The sequence below is a fragment of the Streptomyces sp. NPDC027962 genome (assembly GCF_055566095.1).
The window spans coordinates 26,273-45,440 of sequence record NZ_JBVHTA010000016.1; the positions used below are offsets into that span (position 1 = coordinate 26,273).

Consider the following 19,168-nt stretch of genomic DNA (forward strand, 5'->3'; position numbering starts at 1 on the left):
GACGTCAGCTTGGGGATGCCTCAGCTTCCCGCACCCGACTATCCGGCCGAGGTGCGCGCCGGGCTCGAGGCGGACGCCAAGGAGATCATCGCCCGCTACCCCGACAGCCGGTCCGCCCTGCTGCCGCTGCTGCACCTCGTGCAGTCGCAGGAGGGCTACGTCTCCCGTACGGGCATGCGGTTCTGCGCGGACATGCTCGGCCTCACCACGGCCGAGGTCACCGCCGTCACCACCTTCTACACGATGTACCGGCGCAAGCCGTCCGGTGAGTACCAGGTCGGTGTCTGCACCAACACGCTGTGCGCGGTCATGGGCGGCGACGCGATCTTCGAGGAGCTCAAGGAGCACCTCGGCGTCGGCAACAACGAGACCACCGAGGACGGCAAGGTCACGCTCGAGCACATCGAGTGCAACGCGGCCTGCGACTTCGCGCCCGTGGTGATGGTCAACTGGGAGTTCTTCGACAACCAGACGCCCGAGTCGGCGAAGCAGCTCGTCGACGACCTGCGGGCCGGGCAACAGGTTGCTCCCACCCGCGGCGCACCGCTGTGCTCGTACAAGGAGACGGCCCGCATCCTGGCCGGCTTCCCCGACGAGCGTGCCGGTGCCGTCGAGGCCACCGGCGGCGCCGGCCCCGCCTCGCTGATCGGACTCAGGCTCGCCAAGGGCGAGGCCGCCCCCGCGCGCGTGGTCCATCCGCGCGGCGAGGCTCCCGAGGACCGTCCCCAGCCCGGCGCCGAGCACCTCAGCTCGCACGACGCACCGCAGAAGACTTCGGCGTCCGACCCGGAGAACCCGGCCGGACCTGTGGCCGAGGAGGGGGAGTGATGACCTTGTCCACCGAGTACGGCGGCGGCTCCCGGCCGGAGGCCGGGGGAGGGACGGGCCCGGAGAAGCTGCTCGCTCCCGTACTCTCCGCCTTCTGGGACGAACCGGAGTCGTGGACGCTCGCGACCTACCGCAGGCACGACGGCTACGAGGGTCTGCGCAAGGCGCTCGCCATGTCGCCCGACGATCTGATCGCCTATGTGAAGGACTCGGGCCTGCGCGGCCGCGGCGGCGCGGGCTTCCCCACCGGGATGAAGTGGCAGTTCATCCCGCAGGGCGACGGCAAGCCCCACTACCTCGTGGTCAACGCCGACGAGTCGGAGCCCGGGACCTGCAAGGACATCCCGCTCCTCTTCGCGAACCCGCACTCCCTCATCGAGGGCATCGTGATCGCCTGCTACGCGATCCGCTCCAACCACGCCTTCATCTACCTGCGCGGTGAAGTCGTCCCCGTGCTGCGGCGCCTGCACGAGGCCGTGCGCGAAGCCTACGAAGCGGGCTTCCTCGGCAAGGACATCCTCGGCAGCGGACTCGACCTCGACGTCACCGTGCACGCGGGCGCGGGCGCGTACATCTGCGGTGAGGAGACCGCACTGCTGGACTCCTTGGAGGGACGCCGCGGTCAGCCCCGGCTCAGGCCCCCCTTCCCCGCGGTCGCCGGTCTGTACGCGTGCCCCACTGTGGTGAACAACGTCGAGTCCATCGCCTCCGTTCCCGCGATCCTGAACAAGGGCAAGGGCTGGTTCAAGTCGATGGGTAGCGAGAAGTCCCCGGGCTTCACGCTCTACTCGCTCTCCGGCCATGTCGCGAGCCCCGGCCAGTACGAGGCGCCGCTCGGCATCACGCTGCGCCAGCTGCTCGACATGAGCGGCGGCATGCGGCCGGGCCACCGGCTCAAGTTCTGGACACCGGGCGGCTCCTCGACCCCGATGTTCACCGACGAGCACCTCGACGTCCCGCTGGACTACGAAGGCGTGGGCGCGGCCGGGTCGATGCTCGGCACCAAGGCGCTGCAGTGCTTCGACGAGACCACCTGCGTGGTGCGGGCCGTCACCCGCTGGACCGAGTTCTACGCGCACGAGTCCTGCGGCAAGTGCACACCGTGCCGCGAAGGCACGTACTGGCTCGTCCAGTTGCTCCGCGACATCGAGGAGGGCAAGGGGCTCATGTCCGACCTCGACAAGCTGAACGACATCGCCGACAACATCAACGGCAAGTCCTTCTGCGCCCTCGGCGACGGTGCCGCATCGCCGATCTTCTCCTCGCTCACATACTTCCGCGACGAGTACGAACAGCACATCACCGGCGGCGGCTGCCCCTTCGACCCGGCCAGGTCGACGGCCTGGGCGGACAAGCACATGGAGGTGAACGCATGACGGTCACCACTGGCGCTCCCTCCGGGAGCGGGGCGGCCGCCCAGCCGCCCGAGGACCTCGTCTCGCTGACGATCGACGGCGTCGGGATCTCCGTCCCCAAGGGGACGCTGGTCATCCGGGCCGCCGAGCAGCTCGGCATCGAGATCCCGCGCTTCTGCGACCATCCGCTCCTCGACCCCGCCGGCGCCTGCCGCCAGTGCATCGTCGAGGTCGAGGGGCAGCGCAAGCCGATGGCGTCCTGCACCATCACCTGCACCGACGGCATGGTCGTCAGGTCGCAACTCACCTCGCCCGTCGCCGAGAAGGCGCAGAAGGGCGTGATGGAGCTGCTGCTGATCAACCATCCGCTGGACTGCCCCGTCTGCGACAAGGGCGGCGAGTGCCCGCTGCAGAACCAGGCCGTCTCGCACGGTCAGGCCGACTCACGCTTCGAGGGGAAGAAGCGCACCTTCGAGAAGCCGGTGCCGATCTCGACGCAGGTGCTGCTCGACCGTGAACGCTGCGTGCTGTGCGCACGCTGCACCCGGTTCTCCAACCAGGTCGCGGGCGACCCGATGATCGAGCTGCTGGAGCGCGGTGCGCTGCAGCAGGTCGGCACCGGCGAGGGCGACCCCTTCGAGTCGTACTTCTCCGGCAACACCATCCAGATCTGCCCGGTCGGCGCGCTCACCTCGGCCGCGTACCGCTTCCGTTCCCGCCCGTTCGACCTGGTCTCCTCGCCGAGCGTGTGCGAGCACTGCGCGGGCGGCTGCGCCACCCGCACAGACCACCGCCGCGGCAAGGTCATGCGGCGGCTGGCCGCCGAGGACCCCGAGGTCAACGAGGAGTGGATCTGCGACAAGGGACGCTTCGGCTTCCGCTACGCCCAGCAGCGCGACCGCCTCACGACACCGCTGGTCCGCAGTGAGCAGGGTGTGCTCGAGCCGGCGAGCTGGCCGGAGGCGCTGGAGGCCGCGGCCCGCGGTCTGGTCAGGAGCCGCACCGGTGTCCTGACCGGCGGCCGGCTGACCGTCGAGGACGCCTACGCGTACGCCAAGTTCGCCCGGGTCGCCCTCGACACCAACGACATCGACTTCCGTGCCCGCGTGCACTCCGCGGAGGAAGCCGACTTCCTGGCCGCCCGGGTCGCAGGCCGGGGCAAGGACCTGTCCGGCACCGGAGTCACGTACACCGCGCTGGAGAAGGCTCCCGCGGTGCTGCTCGCCGGCTTCGAGTCGGAGGAGGAGGCCCCCGGCGTCTTCCTGCGGCTGCGCAAGGCCCACCGCAAGCACGGGCAGCGCACCTTCTCCCTCGCCACACACGCCACCCGCGGCCTCGAGAAGGCGGGCGGCACCCTGCTGCCCGCCGCGCCCGGCACCGAGACCGAGTGGCTGGACGCACTCGCCTCCCGCACCGGCCTCGACGGCGACGGCGCGGCCGCGGCCGAGGGGCTGCGCGCGGAGGGCGCGGTGATCGTGATCGGCGAGCGGCTCGCGGCCGTGCCCGGCGGTCTCACCGCCGCCGTACGCACCGCGACCGCGACCGGTGCGCAGCTGGTGTGGATTCCGCGCCGTGCCGGTGAGCGCGGCGCCGTGGAGGCGGGCGCGCTGCCCTCGCTGCTGCCCGGTGGCCGGCCGGCCACCGACCCGCGGGCACGTGAGGAGACCGCGGAGGTCTGGCGGGTACGCGAACTCCCGCACCGCTACGGCCGCGACACCGGCCAGATCGTCGAGGCCGCGGCCACCGGTGAACTGGGTGCGCTGCTCGTCGCGGGCGTCGAGGTCGCCGACCTGCCGGACCCGGCGCGAGCACGTGAGGCGCTCGACGCCGTCGGCTTCCTGGTCTCGCTCGAACTGCGGCCCAGCGAGGTCACCGAACGCGCGGACGTCGTCTTCCCGGTCGCGGCCGTCGCGGAGAAGCCCGGCACCTTCCTCAACTGGGAGGGCCGGGTCCGGATGTTCGGGGCGGCGCTGAAGCCCGAGCACATGACCCGCCGCCTCGCACCGGCGGACGCGCGGGTGCTGCACATGCTCGCCGACACGCTCGACGTGCCGTTCGGCCTGCCGGACCTCAAGTCCGTACGCGCCGAGATGGACCGGCTCGGCAGCTGGGACGGCCCCCGGGCCACCGAGCCGCTGGAGAGCGCGAAGCCGCTGCCCCGGCCCGGCGCGGGCGAGGCGGTCCTTGCAGGCCACCGGCTGCTGCTCGACCAGGGCCTGCTGCAGCAGGGCGACGAGGCACTGGCCGGCACGCGGCACGCCGCCGTGGCGCGGCTCTCCGCGGCCACCGCGGCGGAGACGGGCGTCAAGGACGGCGACGAGCTGGAGATCGCCGGACCGTCCGGAACCGTCCGGTTGCCGCTCCAGGTGAGCGAGATGGCCGACCGGGTGGTCTGGCTGCCGATGAACTCCGTGGGCGGCGGCGTGACCTCCGACACGGGCGCCCGCCCGGGCGAGCTCGTCCGTATCGCGGCCGTGACCGAGGCCGCTCCGGCGGCACCGGAGGTGCGGTCATGACCGCCCGCGACACCCGCCGGCCGGCAGCCGCCCGCACGCGCGGCGCCGCGCGGCCGAGCGGGTCCCCGACCCTTGCCGGCCTGCCGGGCGCAGCCCCGGCCACCCCCGCATCGGAGGTGCGCGCATGACCACCCTGGCTCATGTCGCCGAAGCACAGCGCAGCGTCCTCGCGCTGGAGGACCTGTCGATGTTCGGACGCGACCCGTGGTGGCTCGTCGTCATCAAGGCCGTGTTCTGCTTCGCGTTCCTGATGGTGACCGTGCTGTTCTCCATCGTGTGGGAGCGCAAGGTCGTCGCCTGGATGCAGCTGCGCATCGGCCCCAACCGGCACGGCCCGTGGGGTCTGCTGCAGTCGCTCGCCGACGGCATCAAGCTGATGCTGAAGGAAGACGTGATCGTCAAGCGGGCGGACAAGGTCGTCTACGTCCTCGCGCCGATCGTCGCGGCGATCCCGGCCTTCATGGCGATCGCCGTCATCCCGTTCGGCCCGGCCGGGAACGAGATCTCGATCTTCGGTCAGCGCACCACGATGCAGCTGACCGACCTGCCGATCGCGATGCTCTACATCCTCGCGGTCGCCTCGGTCGGCATCTACGGCATCGTGCTCGCGGGCTGGTCGTCCGGGTCCACGTATCCGCTGCTCGGCGGATTGCGCGCCTGCGCGCAGATGATCTCCTACGAGATCGCGATGGGCGCCGCGTTCGCCTCCGTCTTCCTCTACGCCGGATCGATGTCGACATCGGCGATCGTGGACGCGCAGGCGGACCGCTGGTTCGTCGTCCTGCTGCCGGTCTCCTTCATCATCTACGTCGTCACGATGGTCGGTGAGACCAACCGGGCGCCGCTCGACATGCCGGAGTCCGAGGGCGACCTCGTCGGCGGGTTCAACACCGAGTACAGCTCCATCAAGTTCGCGATGTTCATGCTGGCCGAGTACGTCAACATGGTCACCGTCGCCGCCGTCTCGGTCACCCTCTTCCTGGGCGGCTGGCGGGTGCCGTACCCGGTCTCCACCTTGTGGGAGGGCGCGAACCACGGCTGGTGGCCGATGCTCTGGTTCGTCCTCAAGGTCCAGTTGCTGCTGTTCTTCTTCATCTGGCTGCGCGGCACGCTGCCCCGCGTGCGCTACGACCAGCTGATGAAGCTCGGCTGGAAGGTCCTGATCCCGGTCTCCGTCGTCTGGCTGATGCTGGTGGCGACCGTGCGCGCGCTGCGGAACGAGAACTACGACTTCCAGCAGATCGTGCTGTACGTGGGCGGCGCGGTGATCGCGGTGCTGCTGCTCTCCTTCGTGGCGGACACCTTCCGGGGCAGGAAGGAGAAGGCCGAGCGGGCCGCCCAACCGCCGCCCACCGCCTTCGATCCGATGGCGGGCGGCTTCCCCGTACCGCCGCTGCCCGGACAGGAGTTGCCGCCGGTGCCGCGCAGGCCCTCTCGCCAGGAGCGCGAACTGATTGTCAGTGGTGGGCCCAATACTGACAGTGATGGTCCTCGGGACGGAAAGGAGGCTGACGGTGTCTGAGGAATCCGAGAGCAAGTTCCTGAATCCGGTTGCCGGCTTCGGCGTGACCTTCAAGGCCATGTTCAAGAAGCGGCTGACCGAGCAGTATCCGGAGCAGCAGAAGGTCACGGCGCCGCGCTTCCACGGCCGGCACCAGCTCAACCGCCATCCGGACGGGCTCGAGAAGTGCGTCGGGTGCGAGCTGTGCGCCTGGGCCTGCCCGGCGGACGCGATCTATGTGGAGGGCGCGGACAACACCGACGAGGAGCGCTACTCCCCGGGCGAGCGCTACGGCCGCGTCTACCAGATCAACTACGCCCGCTGCATCTTCTGCGGACTGTGCATCGAGGCGTGCCCGACCCGCGCGCTCACCATGACCAACGAGTTCGAGCTCGCCGACACCAGCCGGGCCAACCTCATCTTCACCAAGGAGCAGCTGCTCGCCGGTCTGGAAGAGGGCATGGTCGACTCGCCGCACGCGATCTACCCCGGAATGGACGAGCAGGACTACTACCGGGGCCTGGTCACGGAGGCCGCGCCCGGCACCGTCCAGCAGGCGGCCGCCTCCAAGGACCAGGAGGCCCAGGAGGGGGAGTCGACCTTCGGTGAGGACGAGCCCGCGTCGAAGAAGGTGATCGGCGCATGAGCACGCTCGCAGCCACCGTCACCTCCACCGGCGAGGCCGTCCAGTTCTGGGTACTCGGCACCGTCGCGGTCATCGGGGCGCTGGGCACGATCCTGATGAAGCGGGCCGTGCACAGCGCGCTGTGCCTGGCCGGGACCATGATCACCCTCGCGGTGTTCTACCTGGCCAACGGCGCGTACTTCCTCGGTGTGGTCCAGATCGTCGTCTACACCGGCGCGATCATGATGCTGTTCCTCTTCGTCGTGATGCTGGTCGGTGTCACGGCCGCCGACTCCCTCAAGGAGACATTGAAGGGCCAGCGCTGGCTGGCGGCGGCATGCGGACTCGGCTTCGGCATCCTGATGATCGCCGGCATCGGCAACGCCTCGTTGAAGAACTTCAACGGACTGGGCGCCGCCAACTCCGCCCATGGCGGGAACGTCGAAGGCCTCGCCGCACTCATCTTCACCAAGTACGTCTTCGCCTTCGAGATCACCGGCGCGCTGCTGATCACCGCTGCCGTCGGTGCGATGGTGCTCACCCACCGGGAGCGCACCGAGCGCGCCAGGACCCAGCGCGAACTATCGGAGCAGCGCGTACGGGAGGGGAAGCACCTGCCGCCGCTGCCCGCGCCCGGTGTCTACGCCCGGCACAACGCCGTGGACATCGCCGGTCTGCTGCCCGACGGCACCCCGTCCCAGCTGACCGTCAGCAAGACACTGCGGGACCGCGGTCAGATCCGCGATGTGTCGACCGATGCGCTGAACGACCTCAAGGCGCTGGAGCAGCGCTCCGAGGAGCGCCTCGGCCGTGACAAGGACGAGCACGACCGGGACGGACAGGAGGCCAAGCGGTGAATCCGGTCAACTACCTGTATCTCGCCGCCCTGTTGTTCTCCATCGGCGCGGTGGGCGTGCTGATCCGGCGGAACGCGATCGTGGTCTTCATGTGCGTCGAGCTGATGCTCAACGCCTGCAACCTCGTGCTTGTCGCCTTCTCCCGGATGCACGGCAATCTCGATGGCCAGATCATCGCGTTCTTCACGATGGTCGTCGCCGCCGCCGAGGTCGTGGTCGGGCTCGCGATCATCGTGTCGCTGTTCCGTTCCCGCCACTCGGCCTCGGTCGACGACGCCAGCCTGATGAAGCTGTAAGGGGTCGGAAGAATCGTGGAGAACCTGATTGCGCTGCTCGTCGCGGCGCCTCTGCTCGGAGCGGCGGTCCTGCTGTGCGGCGGACGCCGCCTCGACCGGACCGGTCACTGGCTGGGCACCCTGCTCGCGGCCGCTTCCTTCGTCGTCGGCGTCGTGCTGTTCACGAACATGCTCGGCAAGGGTGCAGAGGACCGCGCCCTGGACCAGAAGCTGTTCAGCTGGATCCCCGTCGAAGGGTTCCAGGCGGACGTAGCCTTCCAGCTCGACCAGCTGTCGATGACCTTCGTCCTGCTGATCACCGGTGTGGGCACGCTGATCCACATCTACTCGATCGGCTACATGGAGCACGACGAGCGGCGCCGCCGCTTCTTCGGCTACCTCAACCTCTTCCTCGCGGCGATGCTCCTGCTGGTCCTCGCCGACAACTACCTGCTGCTGTACGTCGGGTGGGAAGGCGTCGGTCTCGCCTCGTACCTGCTCATCGGCTTCTGGCAGCACAAGCCCAGCGCGGCGACGGCGGCGAAGAAGGCGTTCCTCGTCAACCGCGTCGGCGACATGGGTCTGTCGATCGCGATCATGCTGATGTTCACCACGTTCGGGACCTTCGCCTTCGGGCCGGTGCTGGAGTCGACCGGCGAGACGTCCGAGGGCATGCTGACGGCGATCGGCCTGATGCTGCTGCTCGCCGCGTGCGGCAAGTCGGCCCAGGTGCCGCTGCAGTCCTGGCTCGGTGACGCGATGGAGGGTCCGACCCCGGTCTCCGCCCTCATCCACGCGGCCACCATGGTGACCGCGGGCGTCTATCTGATCGTCCGTTCCGGCGCGATCTTCAACGCCGCTCCGGACGCACAGCTCGCGGTGGTCATCGTCGGCGCGGTCACGCTCCTCTTCGGTGCGATCGTCGGTTGCGCGAAGGACGACATCAAGAAGGCACTGGCCGGTTCGACGATGTCGCAGATCGGCTACATGATCCTCGCGGCCGGTCTCGGCCCGATCGGATACGCCTTCGCGATCATGCACCTGGTGACGCACGGCTTCTTCAAGGCCGGGCTCTTCCTCGGCGCCGGTTCGGTCATGCACGGCATGAACGACGAGGTCGACATGAGGAAGTACGGGGGTCTGCGGAAGTACATGCCGATCACCTTCGTCACCTTCGGCCTCGGCTATCTGGCGATCATCGGCTTCCCGGGCCTGTCCGGCTTCTGGTCCAAGGACAAGATCATCGAGGCGGCGTTCGCCTACGACGACGGCATCCGCGGCTGGATCTTCGGCGGCGTTGCGCTGCTCGGTGCGGGCATCACCGCCTTCTACATGACGCGCGTGATGATCCTGACCTTCTTCGGCGACAAGCGCTGGCAGCCGGCGCCCGACCCGGACAAGGACGGGGATGTCGAACCGGGCGTCGAGGTGACCCCCGGCGCGATGCCGCACCCGCACGAGTCGCCCAAGTCGATGACGATTCCCATGATCGTGCTCGCCTTCGGGTCGGTCTTCGCGGGAGCCTTCTTCTCGATCGGCGACCGGTTCGCCAACTGGCTGGCCCCGGTCACCGAGTTCGAGCACCCGCACCCGGTGATCAGCGTGCCCGCCATCACGACCGCGACCATGGTCGTGCTGCTGATCGGCGCCGCGATCGCCTATGTGATGTACGGACGCCGGCCGGTTCCGGTCACCGCGCCGCGCGGCTCGCTGCTCACCCGGGCCGCCCGCCGCGATCTCCTCCAGGACGACTTCAACCATGTGGTCCTGGTCCGCGGTGGCGAGCACCTCACCCGGTCCCTGGTCTACGTCGACCACTCCCTGGTCGACGGAGTGGTCAACGGTACGGCCGCCTCGTTCGGCGGGCTCTCCGGCCGGCTGCGCAAGCTGCAGAACGGCTACGCCCGCAGTTACGCGGTCTCGATGTTCGGCGGTACGGCGATCCTGGTCGCCGCGACCCTGCTGATGAGGGCGGTCTGACATGTCCTTCCCGATTCTGACGGCAACGGCGGTGCTGCCCGCGGTCGGCGCCATCGCGACCGCCGCGGTGCCCGCCGCGCGCCGCACGGCCGCCAAGTGGCTGGCGCTGCTCTTCTCGCTGGCCACCCTCGTGCTCGCCGCGACCGTGTTCGTACGGTTCGAACCTGGCGGCGACCGCTACCAGCTCACCGAATCGCACGCCTGGATCGCCGACTTCGGCGTCCGGTACGAACTGGGCGTGGACGGCATCGGGGTCGCGCTGATCGCGCTGACCGCGCTGCTGATCCCGTTCGTGATCCTGGCCGGCTGGCACGACGCCGACCCCCTCGAGACGAAGTCGTCGAGGTGGCGGCCGACCCAGGGCTTCTTCGCCCTGATCCTGATGGTCGAGGCGATGGTGATCCTCTCCTTCGAGGCCACCGACGTCTTCCTCTTCTACATCCTGTTCGAAGCCATGCTCATCCCGATGTACTTCCTCATCGGCGGCTTCGGCGACCGGGCGCACGCCGGTACGGACGAGAACGCCGCGGCCCAGCGCTCCTACGCTGCCGTGAAGTTCCTGCTCTACAACCTCGTCGGTGGCCTGATCATGCTGGCCGCGGTCATCGGGCTGTATGTGGTCGCGGGCAGCTTCTCGCTCTCCGAGATCACGGAGGCGCGGGCGTCCGGCTCCCTGGAGATGGCGACCACCACCGAGCGGCTGCTGTTCCTCGGCTTCTTCTTCGCCTTCGCTGTGAAGGCGCCGCTGTGGCCGCTGCACACCTGGCTGCCCAATGCGATGGGCGAGGCCACCGCCCCGGTCGCCGTGCTGATCACGGCGGTCGTCGACAAGGTCGGCACCTTCGCGATGCTGCGCTTCTGCCTCCAGCTCTTCCCGGAGGCGTCCAAGTGGGCCACGCCGGTCATCCTGGTGCTGGCACTGATCAGCATCGTCTACGGTGCGCTGCTGGCGGTCGGCCAGCGGGACATCAAGCGCCTGATCGCGTACGCGTCGATCTCGCACTTCGGCTTCATCATCCTGGGCATCTTCGCGATGACGAGCCAGAGCCAGTCCGGTGCGACGCTCTACATGGTCAACCACGGGCTGTCCACGGCGGCGCTGATGCTGGTGGCAGGCTTCCTGATCTCGCGGCGTGGCTCGCGGCTCATCGCCGACTACGGCGGTGTGCAGAAGGTCGCCCCGGTGCTGGCGGGCACATTCCTGATCGGCTCGCTCGCCACCCTCTCACTGCCGGGACTCGCGCCCTTCGTCAGTGAATTCCTGGTCCTCGTCGGCACGTTCGCCGCGTATCCGGTTGCGGGCATTGTCGCGACCCTCGGCATCGTGCTCGCCGCTCTTTACACCCTCGTGCTCTACCAGCGGACCATGACCGGTCCGGTGAAGCTCGAGGTGCGGGCGATGCCGGACCTCAAGGCGCGTGAACTGGCGGTCGTCGCACCGCTGATCGCCCTGCTGATCTTCCTCGGCGTGTTCCCGAAGCCGCTGACCGAGATCGTCAACCCGGCCGTGGAGCACACGATGTCCGACGTACAGAAGAAGGACCCCCGGCCCGAGGTGGAGGCAGCCAAGTGAGCCCTACAGCTGTCCACAGCCTGTGGACAACGGCCGCGGAGGCCCAGCCGCTCGGCAGGATCCCCGCGCCCCACATCGAGTACGCCCAGCTGGCGCCGACGTTGATCGTCGTCGGCGCGGCCGTCCTGGGCATCCTCGTGGAGGCCTTCGTCCCCCGCAGGGCCCGCTACTACACCCAGGTGTTCCTCACCGTCGTCGCGCTCGCTGCCGCCTTCGCGGCGGTCGTCGGGCTCGCCGCGGGTGGATACGCCGCCGCCAAGGCGCACATCGCCGCGATGGGTGCCATCGCCGTCGACGGACCCGCGCTGTTCCTGCAGGGCACCATCCTGCTGGCCTCGCTGGTGGCGATCTTCACCTTCGCCGAGCGCCGGCTCGACCCTGCGGCCCACGGCAACCGCATCGACTCGTTCGCCGCGGAGGCCGCCGCCGTCCCCGGCAGCGAGCACGAAAAGGCCGCGGTCAAGGCCGGGTTCACCACCACGGAGGTGTTCCCGCTCGCGCTCTTCGCCATCGCCGGGATGCTGGTCTTCCCGGCCGCCAACGACCTGCTGACGCTGTTCATCGCCCTTGAAGTCTTCTCGCTCCCGCTGTACCTCCTGTGCGCCGTGGCCCGTCGCAAGCGGCTGATGTCGCAGGAGGCCGCGGTGAAGTACTTCCTGCTCGGCGCGTTCTCCTCGGCCTTCCTGCTGTTCGGCATCGCCCTCGTCTACGGCTACGCGGGCTCGGTGTCGTACGCGCGGATCGCCGAGGTCGTCGAGGGCAGCGTGCGCACCATCGACCCGGCGCTGGCCGACACCATGGGCAACGACGCGCTGCTGCTGATCGGCGGCGCGATGATCCTCATGGGTCTGCTGTTCAAGGTCGGCGCGGTGCCGTTCCACATGTGGACGCCGGACGTCTACCAGGGCGCGCCGACCCCGGTGACCGGCTTCATGGCCGCGGCCACCAAGGTCGCCGCGTTCGGCGCGCTGCTGCGGCTGCTGTACGTGGTGCTGCCAGGCCTCGCGTGGGACTGGCGGCCGGTCATGTGGGCGGTCGCCATCGTCACCATGCTGGGCGGTGCGATCGTCGCCATCACACAGACCGACATCAAGCGCCTGCTGGCCTACTCCTCCATCGCGCACGCCGGCTTCATCCTCGCCGGTGTGATCGCGATGACGCCCGACGGCATCTCGTCCGTCCTCTTCTACCTGTTGGCGTACTCGTTCGTGACGATCGGCGCGTTCGCAGTCGTCACGCTGGTGCGCGACGCGGGCGGCGAGGCGACGCACCTGTCCAAGTGGGCGGGCCTCGGGCGGCGTTCGCCGCTGGTGGCGGCGGTGTTCGCGGTGTTCCTGCTGGCCTTCGCCGGTATCCCGCTCACCTCGGGATTCGCCGGAAAGTTCGCGGTCTTCACGGCGGCGGCCGAGGGAGGCGCGGGCGCCCTGGTCGTGGTCGGTGTGATCTCCTCGGCGATCGCCGCGTTCTTCTACATCCGGGTCATCGTGCTGATGTTCTTCAGCGAGCCGAAACCGGAGGGCCCGACGGTCGCCGTGCCGTCGCCGCTGACGGTGACGACGATCGGCGTCGGCGTTGCCGTCACGCTGGTCCTGGGCCTCGCACCGCAGTACTTCCTGGATCTGGCGGGCCAGGCGAGCGTGTTCGTGCGCTGAGCGGCCCGCAGGCACAGCAGAAGGTCCGGCGCCTCCTCGGGGGAGGGGCCGGACCTTCGTGGTGTTCAGGATCCGGAGCCCGCGGCGCGCACCGACCCGGTGCTCGGCCCGGAGGCGTCGCCCAGGAAACAGGTGACCTCGCGGTCGCCGAGGACCCACCCGGGGGACTGGGGGTGGTAGTAGTACACCTCCAGCGTCTCGGCGAGCTTCGGGTCGTCGCCCACGTAGTCGGTGAGCAGCATGCCGGCGCACTTCTCCTGGGCGATGGAGACGACCTCGTCCGTGCCGGGGTACGGCCCGTCCTCCAGGTCGAAGACGGCGTACGCCTCGGCCTCGTGGGGCTCGCTGCAAGGCACGATGCTCACCGAGAAGGCGGCTTTGCTGCCCCCGCTCTCGTACTCCTCCAGCTCGTCGTTGGTGTTGAAGCAGTCACCCTTGCGGATGTCCTGCACCTGCTCCGACCCGGGGCTGGTCACCTGCCCACCGCTGTCGCGCTGCGCCGGGGGACCGTCGTCGAAGGCACCGGACACCCCCAACCCGATGATCAGGGCCCACAGGGCGAGGGTCGCGCCGTGGATGGAGATCGCGGCGACGGCGAAGCCCTTGCCCCTCTCGCCGTTCCGGCGGATCTGGGAGAGGGCGACGATGCCGAGGATCAGCGGCAGCAGAGGAAACGGAAAGACGAGCGAAAGGACGAACGCGACGATGGCCAACGCGCTCATCTTCTGGGGCGGTTGCGGGTACCAGCCCTGCGGGGCGCCGTACGGCCCCGGCTGAGCCGGCCCGTACGGGCCCGGCTGCGAGTACGGTCCCGCGGAGGGCGGTGGCGGGGGTATGGACATGCTGCGCGGCGCTCCTGATACAGAGGGTTGAGATCCGCAACCTATAGCCATGCGGTGACAGCACGAACACCGGTCTCACGCTGTCCCGGCCACCGGGGCCCCTTTGTGTGCATCCAGCGTATCGGGCACGAACGGATCAGTACCGCCCGCACGTGTGTACGTCTCATGCCGTGTTGACCCGCCCCGCGTACGCCCCCACATCCGTGTCCGCTCCGGCCAGGTCGTCCGGGGGCCGGCACGGCCGTCCGGCATCTCGTCGCGGCCGCAGCCGTAGCCGTCCTGATGCTGCTCCGCCGGGCCCTGTGCGGCCGGGCGGCCGACGAGCAGCGGAGGGACACGGCAGCCACGAGATCCCGGACGCCGCGCGTCATGCCGAGGGGACGATCCGTCCGGTGACCTCGCCGAGGCCGACGCGTACACCGTCCGGGCCCGGAGCCCACGCGGTCATGGTCACCTCGTCGCCGTCCTCCAGGAACGTCCGCTTGCCGTCAGGCAGTTCGATGGCGTCGCGGCCGTTCCAGGTCAGCTCGAGCAGCGAGCCGCGCTGGTTCACCTCGGGGCCGCTGACGGTCCCGGAGCCGTACAGGTCGCCCGTGCGGAGCGAGGCGCCGTTGACCGTCATGTGGGCCAGCTGCTGCGCGGCCGTCCAGTACATCGTGGCGAACGGCGGCTCCGCGACCACCTGGCCGTTGATCGCCACCGAGATCCGTACGTCGAAGCCGCCCGGCTCCTCCTCCGCGGAGTCGTCGAGGTAGGGCAGCAGGTCGAAGTCCCGCGCGGGCGGCGCGGTCCTGGCCGCATCCAGCGCCTCCAGCGGGGTCACCCAGGCGGCCACGGACGTGGCGAAGGACTTGCCGAGGAAGGGGCCGAGCGGTACGTACTCCCAGGCCTGGATGTCGCGCGCCGACCAGTCGTTGAGCAGGAACAGCCCGAAAACGTGGTCACGGAAGTCCGAGAGGGCGACGGTGCTGCCCGGCTCGGAGGGCGTGCCGACGAGGAAGCCGACCTCGGCCTCGATGTCGAGCTTGACCGAAGGGCCGAAGACGGGGTTGGCGTCGGCGGGTGTCTTCCGCTGCCCCGAGGGCCGCACGACCTCGGTGCCGGAGACGACGACGGTGCCCGCCCGGCCGTGGTAACCGATCGGCAGATGCTTCCAGTTGGGGGTGAGCGCGTCGCCGTCCGGGCGGAAGATCCGGCCGACGTTCGTGGCGTGGTGTTCGCTCGCGTAGAAGTCGACGTAGTCCGCGACCTCGTACGGAAGGTGCATCGTCACGGCGTCCAGCGGGTGCAGCAGCGGCTCTATGTCGGGCCGGTGCGCGGGCACCGTCACCCATGCCGTGAGCGCGCGGCGCACATCGCGCCATGCCGTCCGTCCGGCCGCCAGCAGCGGGTTGAGACTCGGCTGCGCCAGCAGGCCGGCGTAAGGGGAGCCGAGTGCGTGCGCGGCGGCGCCGGCGTCGAGCACATGGTTCCCGATACGGACGCCGAGCCGCCGACGGTCCGGTTCGCCGGCCGTGGTGAAGACGCCGTACGGAAGGTTGTGCGGGCCGAAGGGATCGCCTTCGGCCAGATCGAGCGGGCTCTGCTCGGGCATCGGTGCTTGCCTCGCTTTCCACGGGTGTGGACGACACGTTACGTGGCAGCCCCGGGATCGCGGCAGGGCCTAAAGGATCACACGTGCCGGTCGGTTCGGGTCATGCGCTCGCCCCTCGGCCTGGTCAGGGGCGCGCCGCCCGGGTCACACGCTCGCCGGTCGGCCCGACAGCCGGGGAATGCGCTTCTCCCAGGTGCGGTGGAAGACGATCTCGTCGCCGTCCCTGCACACCACCTCGTTCGACGCGATGAAGTCCGCCGCGTCGCAGGCGAGCTCCGAACGAGTCTCGATCCGCACGTCCCAGGCCAGTTCGGGCCGGTGCAGCCGGATCGTCCAGTCGGAGCGGGTACGCGCCGACAGCGGGTCGCGCTCCTGGATGGTGAAGGTCTCCCGGCCTTCCTCGGTGTACTCCAGGCCGTCCGGATGGACGAGGGTCCCCTCGTGCCGCGGGTCGATCTCCAGCCGCCACTCGCCCTTGGCCACATCCCTGACGATCAGTCGCTCCGGTCGCTCCTCGTCCAGGGTTGCCGGGGAGCTGACGCCGAGCGGCTCGGACTGTTCGGGCGGCTCGAAGCGGATGCCGGTGTCCTCCGGGTGCTCGCCCGGTTCGCGTACAGGGAGCTCGAGGCCGGAACCGGCGGGGTCCAGCGAGAAGCCGGCCGAGTGGGCCTGCGGCCAGATCCAGGGCCAGTACGCAGAGGAGACCGCGAGCCTGATGCGGTGCCCGGGAGGAAAGGTGTGTCCGACGGCGTTCAGCCCGAAGACGATGTCCTCAGTGGCGCCCGGCGGCCATGCGTCCGCCCGGTCCGGGCCGTGGCGTGCCGACAGGTTCAGGGCCCCGCGGGTGACCAGGGTCGACGAGCCGTCCGGCGCCACATCGCAGAGCCTGGCGACCACCTGGCCCAAGGGCACGTCCATGCGCAGCCGCAGCGTCACCCGGGGCCGCCCCAGGATCTCGACGGCGGGCCCGGCCACGGGGACCTCGAAGCACGCCGAGCGGGCGTCCTCGTCCCGCTGGTCAGGGGGAAGGTCGGCGTCGTTGCCGGAGGGGAGGAAGCGTCCGGCGTCCATGCCGGTGTGCTGCGGGGAGCGGACGGTGACCGGCTCGCCCTGGAACGCCCAGGCCGTCGGCGTGACGTACGGCGACGGCCAGGCGGAGTCGCCGACCCAGCGTCCCGGCAGCTCCTGGAGGACGGTCGCGGGGCGGTACGAAGCGGTGATCCACGACCTCAGCAGCGGCTCGTCCATCACCCCGGTGTCCCGGTCCTTCAGGTGCTGGTCCCACCACCGCAGGGTCTCCTGCAGAAAGCCGATCGCCGGCCCCGGCGGCCGGCCGCGGTCGGGGTACTGGTGCGACCACGGACCGATCAGTCCTCGCACCCGATCGGACGGCAGATGTTCGACCAGACGGAGCACCGCGTCCCGGTGGGGGTCGTGCCGGCCGCCCACGGCGAGAACCGCCGCGTCGATCGCCGCGAGGTCCTCGCCCACGCTGCCGTGCTTCCAGTAGTCGTCGCGCAGCTGGTGGGCGAGCCAGGTGTGGAGAAGGGGCTCGACCGACTCGAGCCGTCGCAGCCACATCGCCCGCCACTCCTCGCCCGCGTACCGCGGGTCCGGGGGCCGGGCGACGAAGGCGAGCAGGGTGGCGGCCCAGGCGGGCATGGCTTCGGCGAGGACCGAGCCGCCCATGTAGTGCATGCCGTCCGACCGGTCGACGGGCGCGCAGACGGTGACGACCGCCTTCAGCGGCTCGGGCGCGAGGGCCGCGATCCGCAGTGAGTTGAATCCGCCCCAGGCGATGCCGAACATGCCGACCCGGCCGGTGCACCACGGCTGTCGTGCCAGCCACCGGACGACCTCCACCCCGTCCGCCAGCTCGGTGTCGTCGCACTCGTCGCCCGGCAGGCCCTCGCTGTTGCCGTGGCCGCGCACGTCGACCCGCACGGAGACGTATCCGTGGCCCGCGTACCAGGGGTGGCGCTGCCGGTCGCGGGCGGCGGTCCGGTCGCTGAGCCGGAACGGGAGGTACTCGAGCAGTGCGGGGACGGGCTCCTCGGTCAGCGGCCGCCAGATCCGGGCGTACAGCCGGGTGCCATCCGGGAGCGGAATGCGGATGTCCTCGTGGGTGGTCTCGTACGGGAGATCGGTACGGATGCGCATCGCGGCAACCTTCCGGCGGACCTGCGGCCTCTCGTTCGGGTCATGCCCTTGGGCGGCCTCGGCGGACGGGGTCCTGGGCGCTTCGTCGGAGTCGGTGAAGGGGCCGCTGTCGGTCCCGACAAAGCGCTCACCTTTGTGCAACAGGTGTGGAAGAGAACATACCGGCGGCGGTAGGAAGGCGCTCATGGTGATCGAAAGAGGACCGGATACGCTGACTCGAGTGAATCCAGCGACACATCGACAATCCGCGTGATCGTCAGCAGACAGGAGACTCCCTCGTGACCGTCGTCGAGCCGTTCGGGCTGAGCGTGCGGGACCAGGCTCTTGAGGCCGATGTCCAGACCGGGTTGTCGGCTGTGGAAGCGGGCCTGCTCGACGCCACCAAGAGCGAGGTCCCGTTCATCACCGATGCCGCGCAGCATCTGGTGCGCGCGGGCGGCAAGCGCTTCCGGCCGCTGCTCGTGATGCTGGCGGCCCAGTTCGGCGACCCCTACGCGCCGGGCATCGTCCCTTCCGCCGTCGTCGTCGAGCTCACGCACCTGGCGACGCTGTACCACGACGACGTCATGGACGAGGCCGACGTGCGCCGCGGCGTCGACAGCGCGAACGTCCACTGGGGCAACTCAGTGGCGGTGCTGACCGGCGACTTCCTGTTCGCCCGCGCCTCGCACATCCTGGCCGACCTCGGCCCGGAGGCCGTACGCATCCAGGCGGAGGCCTTCGAGCGGCTGGTGACCGGCCAGATCCTGGAGACCGCGGGACCGCGCGACGGCCGCGACCCGGTGGACCACTACCTCGACGTCCTCGCCGGCAAGACCGGCTCGCTGGTCGCCGTCTCCGTCCGCTTCGGCGCGATGATGTCCGGCGCCGACGACCGGATCGTGGAGACCCTCACCCAGTACGGCGAGCGGCTCGGCGTGGCCTTCCAGCTCGCCGACGACGTGCTCGACATCGCGTCCGATGCGCAGGAGTCAGGCAAGACGCCCGGCACCGACCTGAGGGAAGGCATTCCGACCCTGCCGGTGCTGCGGCTGCGCGCCCAGGCACAGGAGCACCGGCGCCCGGAGGACCTGGAGCTCGTCGCGCTCCTCGACGGCGACTTGACGGACGACGGCCGGCACGCGGAGGCGCTGCGCAGGCTGCGCGAACACCCTGCGCTGGAGCAGGCCCGCAGGGACACCGTGCGGTACGCCCAGGAGGCGCGGGCGATGCTCGACCCGCTGCCGGACTGCTCGGCCAAGGCCGCGCTGGCGGAGCTGTGCGACGCGGTGGTCCACCGCGCCGGCTGACCCGTCGCGCGCCCTGGACCCCTACGGGGCGGGTGAGTTGCCGGCCCCCGATGTCATCCCAGAGGGGTACGCCAAGTTGCGCCCGCGGGCTGACGCTTCCTGGCGGCCCGTTTGGTCATAT

The 19,168-nt window shown here is 70.0% G+C and carries 14 protein-coding genes; 11 read left to right on the forward strand and 3 right to left on the reverse strand.

Annotated features, from left to right (window positions below; genetic code table 11):
* Positions 1-15 precede the first annotated feature (15 nt).
* From nuoE to nuoN, 10 genes are all read left to right on the forward strand, one after another.
* Positions 16-828, forward strand: coding sequence for an NADH-quinone oxidoreductase subunit NuoE (gene nuoE, locus ACZ4SA_RS17055; RefSeq protein WP_468275133.1), 813 nt, complete (start codon positions 16-18; stop codon positions 826-828).
* Entirely contained in the window at positions 828-2,204 is a 1,377-nt protein-coding gene (gene nuoF, locus ACZ4SA_RS17060; RefSeq protein WP_468274940.1) for an NADH-quinone oxidoreductase subunit NuoF, read from the forward strand. The genes nuoE and nuoF overlap by 1 nt, the downstream gene beginning before the upstream one ends.
* Complete coding sequence (locus ACZ4SA_RS17065) at positions 2,201-4,699, forward strand: NADH-quinone oxidoreductase subunit G (protein ID WP_468274942.1); 2,499 nt, start codon at positions 2,201-2,203, stop codon at positions 4,697-4,699. Before nuoF ends, ACZ4SA_RS17065 begins: the two co-directional genes overlap by 4 nt.
* Before the next feature lie 124 nt (positions 4,700-4,823).
* Positions 4,824-6,221, forward strand: coding sequence for an NADH-quinone oxidoreductase subunit NuoH (gene nuoH, locus ACZ4SA_RS17070; RefSeq protein ID WP_468274943.1), 1,398 nt, complete (start codon positions 4,824-4,826; stop codon positions 6,219-6,221).
* A complete protein-coding gene (nuoI, locus tag ACZ4SA_RS17075; RefSeq protein ID WP_468274945.1) occupies positions 6,184-6,846 on the forward strand; it encodes an NADH-quinone oxidoreductase subunit NuoI in 663 nt (220 codons plus the stop codon). The genes nuoH and nuoI overlap by 38 nt, the downstream gene beginning before the upstream one ends.
* A complete protein-coding gene (locus ACZ4SA_RS17080) occupies positions 6,843-7,682 on the forward strand; it encodes an NADH-quinone oxidoreductase subunit J (RefSeq protein WP_468274947.1) in 840 nt (279 codons plus the stop codon). Before nuoI ends, ACZ4SA_RS17080 begins: the two co-directional genes overlap by 4 nt.
* Complete coding sequence (gene nuoK, locus ACZ4SA_RS17085) at positions 7,679-7,978, forward strand: NADH-quinone oxidoreductase subunit NuoK (RefSeq protein ID WP_468274949.1); 300 nt, start codon at positions 7,679-7,681, stop codon at positions 7,976-7,978. Before ACZ4SA_RS17080 ends, nuoK begins: the two co-directional genes overlap by 4 nt.
* A gap of 15 nt (positions 7,979-7,993) precedes the next feature.
* Complete coding sequence (gene nuoL / locus ACZ4SA_RS17090; protein WP_468274950.1) at positions 7,994-9,937, forward strand: NADH-quinone oxidoreductase subunit L; 1,944 nt, start codon at positions 7,994-7,996, stop codon at positions 9,935-9,937.
* 1 nt (position 9,938) lies between these two features.
* Positions 9,939-11,510, forward strand: a complete 1,572-nt coding sequence (locus ACZ4SA_RS17095) for an NADH-quinone oxidoreductase subunit M (RefSeq protein WP_468274952.1) — start codon at positions 9,939-9,941, stop codon at positions 11,508-11,510.
* Positions 11,507-13,162: an NADH-quinone oxidoreductase subunit NuoN gene (gene nuoN, locus ACZ4SA_RS17100; protein WP_468274954.1), complete on the forward strand. Its 1,656-nt coding sequence runs from the start codon at positions 11,507-11,509 to the stop codon at positions 13,160-13,162. The genes ACZ4SA_RS17095 and nuoN overlap by 4 nt, the downstream gene beginning before the upstream one ends.
* A gap of 65 nt (positions 13,163-13,227) precedes the next feature.
* Here the strand turns inward: nuoN and ACZ4SA_RS17105 are convergent, their stop codons facing one another.
* The 3 genes from ACZ4SA_RS17105 to ACZ4SA_RS17115 form a co-directional block, all read right to left on the reverse strand.
* Positions 13,228-14,004 (reverse strand): DUF4190 domain-containing protein, encoded by a 777-nt coding sequence (locus ACZ4SA_RS17105; RefSeq protein WP_468274957.1) that lies wholly within the window; start codon positions 14,002-14,004, stop codon positions 13,228-13,230.
* A gap of 367 nt (positions 14,005-14,371) precedes the next feature.
* Positions 14,372-15,598 (reverse strand): fumarylacetoacetase, encoded by a 1,227-nt coding sequence (gene fahA, locus ACZ4SA_RS17110; protein ID WP_468274960.1) that lies wholly within the window; start codon positions 15,596-15,598, stop codon positions 14,372-14,374.
* A gap of 144 nt (positions 15,599-15,742) precedes the next feature.
* Entirely contained in the window at positions 15,743-17,758 is a 2,016-nt protein-coding gene (locus tag ACZ4SA_RS17115) for a CocE/NonD family hydrolase (RefSeq protein ID WP_468274962.1), read from the reverse strand.
* A gap of 278 nt (positions 17,759-18,036) precedes the next feature.
* Between ACZ4SA_RS17115 and ACZ4SA_RS17120 the strand changes: the two genes are divergently transcribed.
* Complete coding sequence (locus tag ACZ4SA_RS17120; RefSeq protein WP_468274965.1) at positions 18,037-19,047, forward strand: polyprenyl synthetase family protein; 1,011 nt, start codon at positions 18,037-18,039, stop codon at positions 19,045-19,047.
* The last annotated feature ends 121 nt before the right edge of the window (positions 19,048-19,168 follow it).

Bases quoted from the DNA above. Each gene is read 5' to 3' on its own strand.
- nuoE (WP_468275133.1), top strand. From the start codon at position 16: ATGCCTCAGCTTCCCGCACCCGACTATCCGGCCGAGGTGCGCGCCGGG.
- nuoF (WP_468274940.1), top strand. From the start codon at position 828: ATGACCTTGTCCACCGAGTACGGCGGCGGCTCCCGGCCGGAGGCCGGG.
- ACZ4SA_RS17065 (WP_468274942.1), top strand. From the start codon at position 2,201: ATGACGGTCACCACTGGCGCTCCCTCCGGGAGCGGGGCGGCCGCCCAG.
- nuoH (WP_468274943.1), top strand. From the start codon at position 4,824: ATGACCACCCTGGCTCATGTCGCCGAAGCACAGCGCAGCGTCCTCGCG.
- nuoI (WP_468274945.1), top strand. From the start codon at position 6,184: ATGGTCCTCGGGACGGAAAGGAGGCTGACGGTGTCTGAGGAATCCGAG.
- ACZ4SA_RS17080 (WP_468274947.1), top strand. From the start codon at position 6,843: ATGAGCACGCTCGCAGCCACCGTCACCTCCACCGGCGAGGCCGTCCAG.
- ACZ4SA_RS17095 (WP_468274952.1), top strand. From the start codon at position 9,939: ATGTCCTTCCCGATTCTGACGGCAACGGCGGTGCTGCCCGCGGTCGGC.
- ACZ4SA_RS17105 (WP_468274957.1), bottom strand. From the start codon at position 14,004: ATGTCCATACCCCCGCCACCGCCCTCCGCGGGACCGTACTCGCAGCCG.
- fahA (WP_468274960.1), bottom strand. From the start codon at position 15,598: ATGCCCGAGCAGAGCCCGCTCGATCTGGCCGAAGGCGATCCCTTCGGC.
- ACZ4SA_RS17115 (WP_468274962.1), bottom strand. From the start codon at position 17,758: ATGCGCATCCGTACCGATCTCCCGTACGAGACCACCCACGAGGACATC.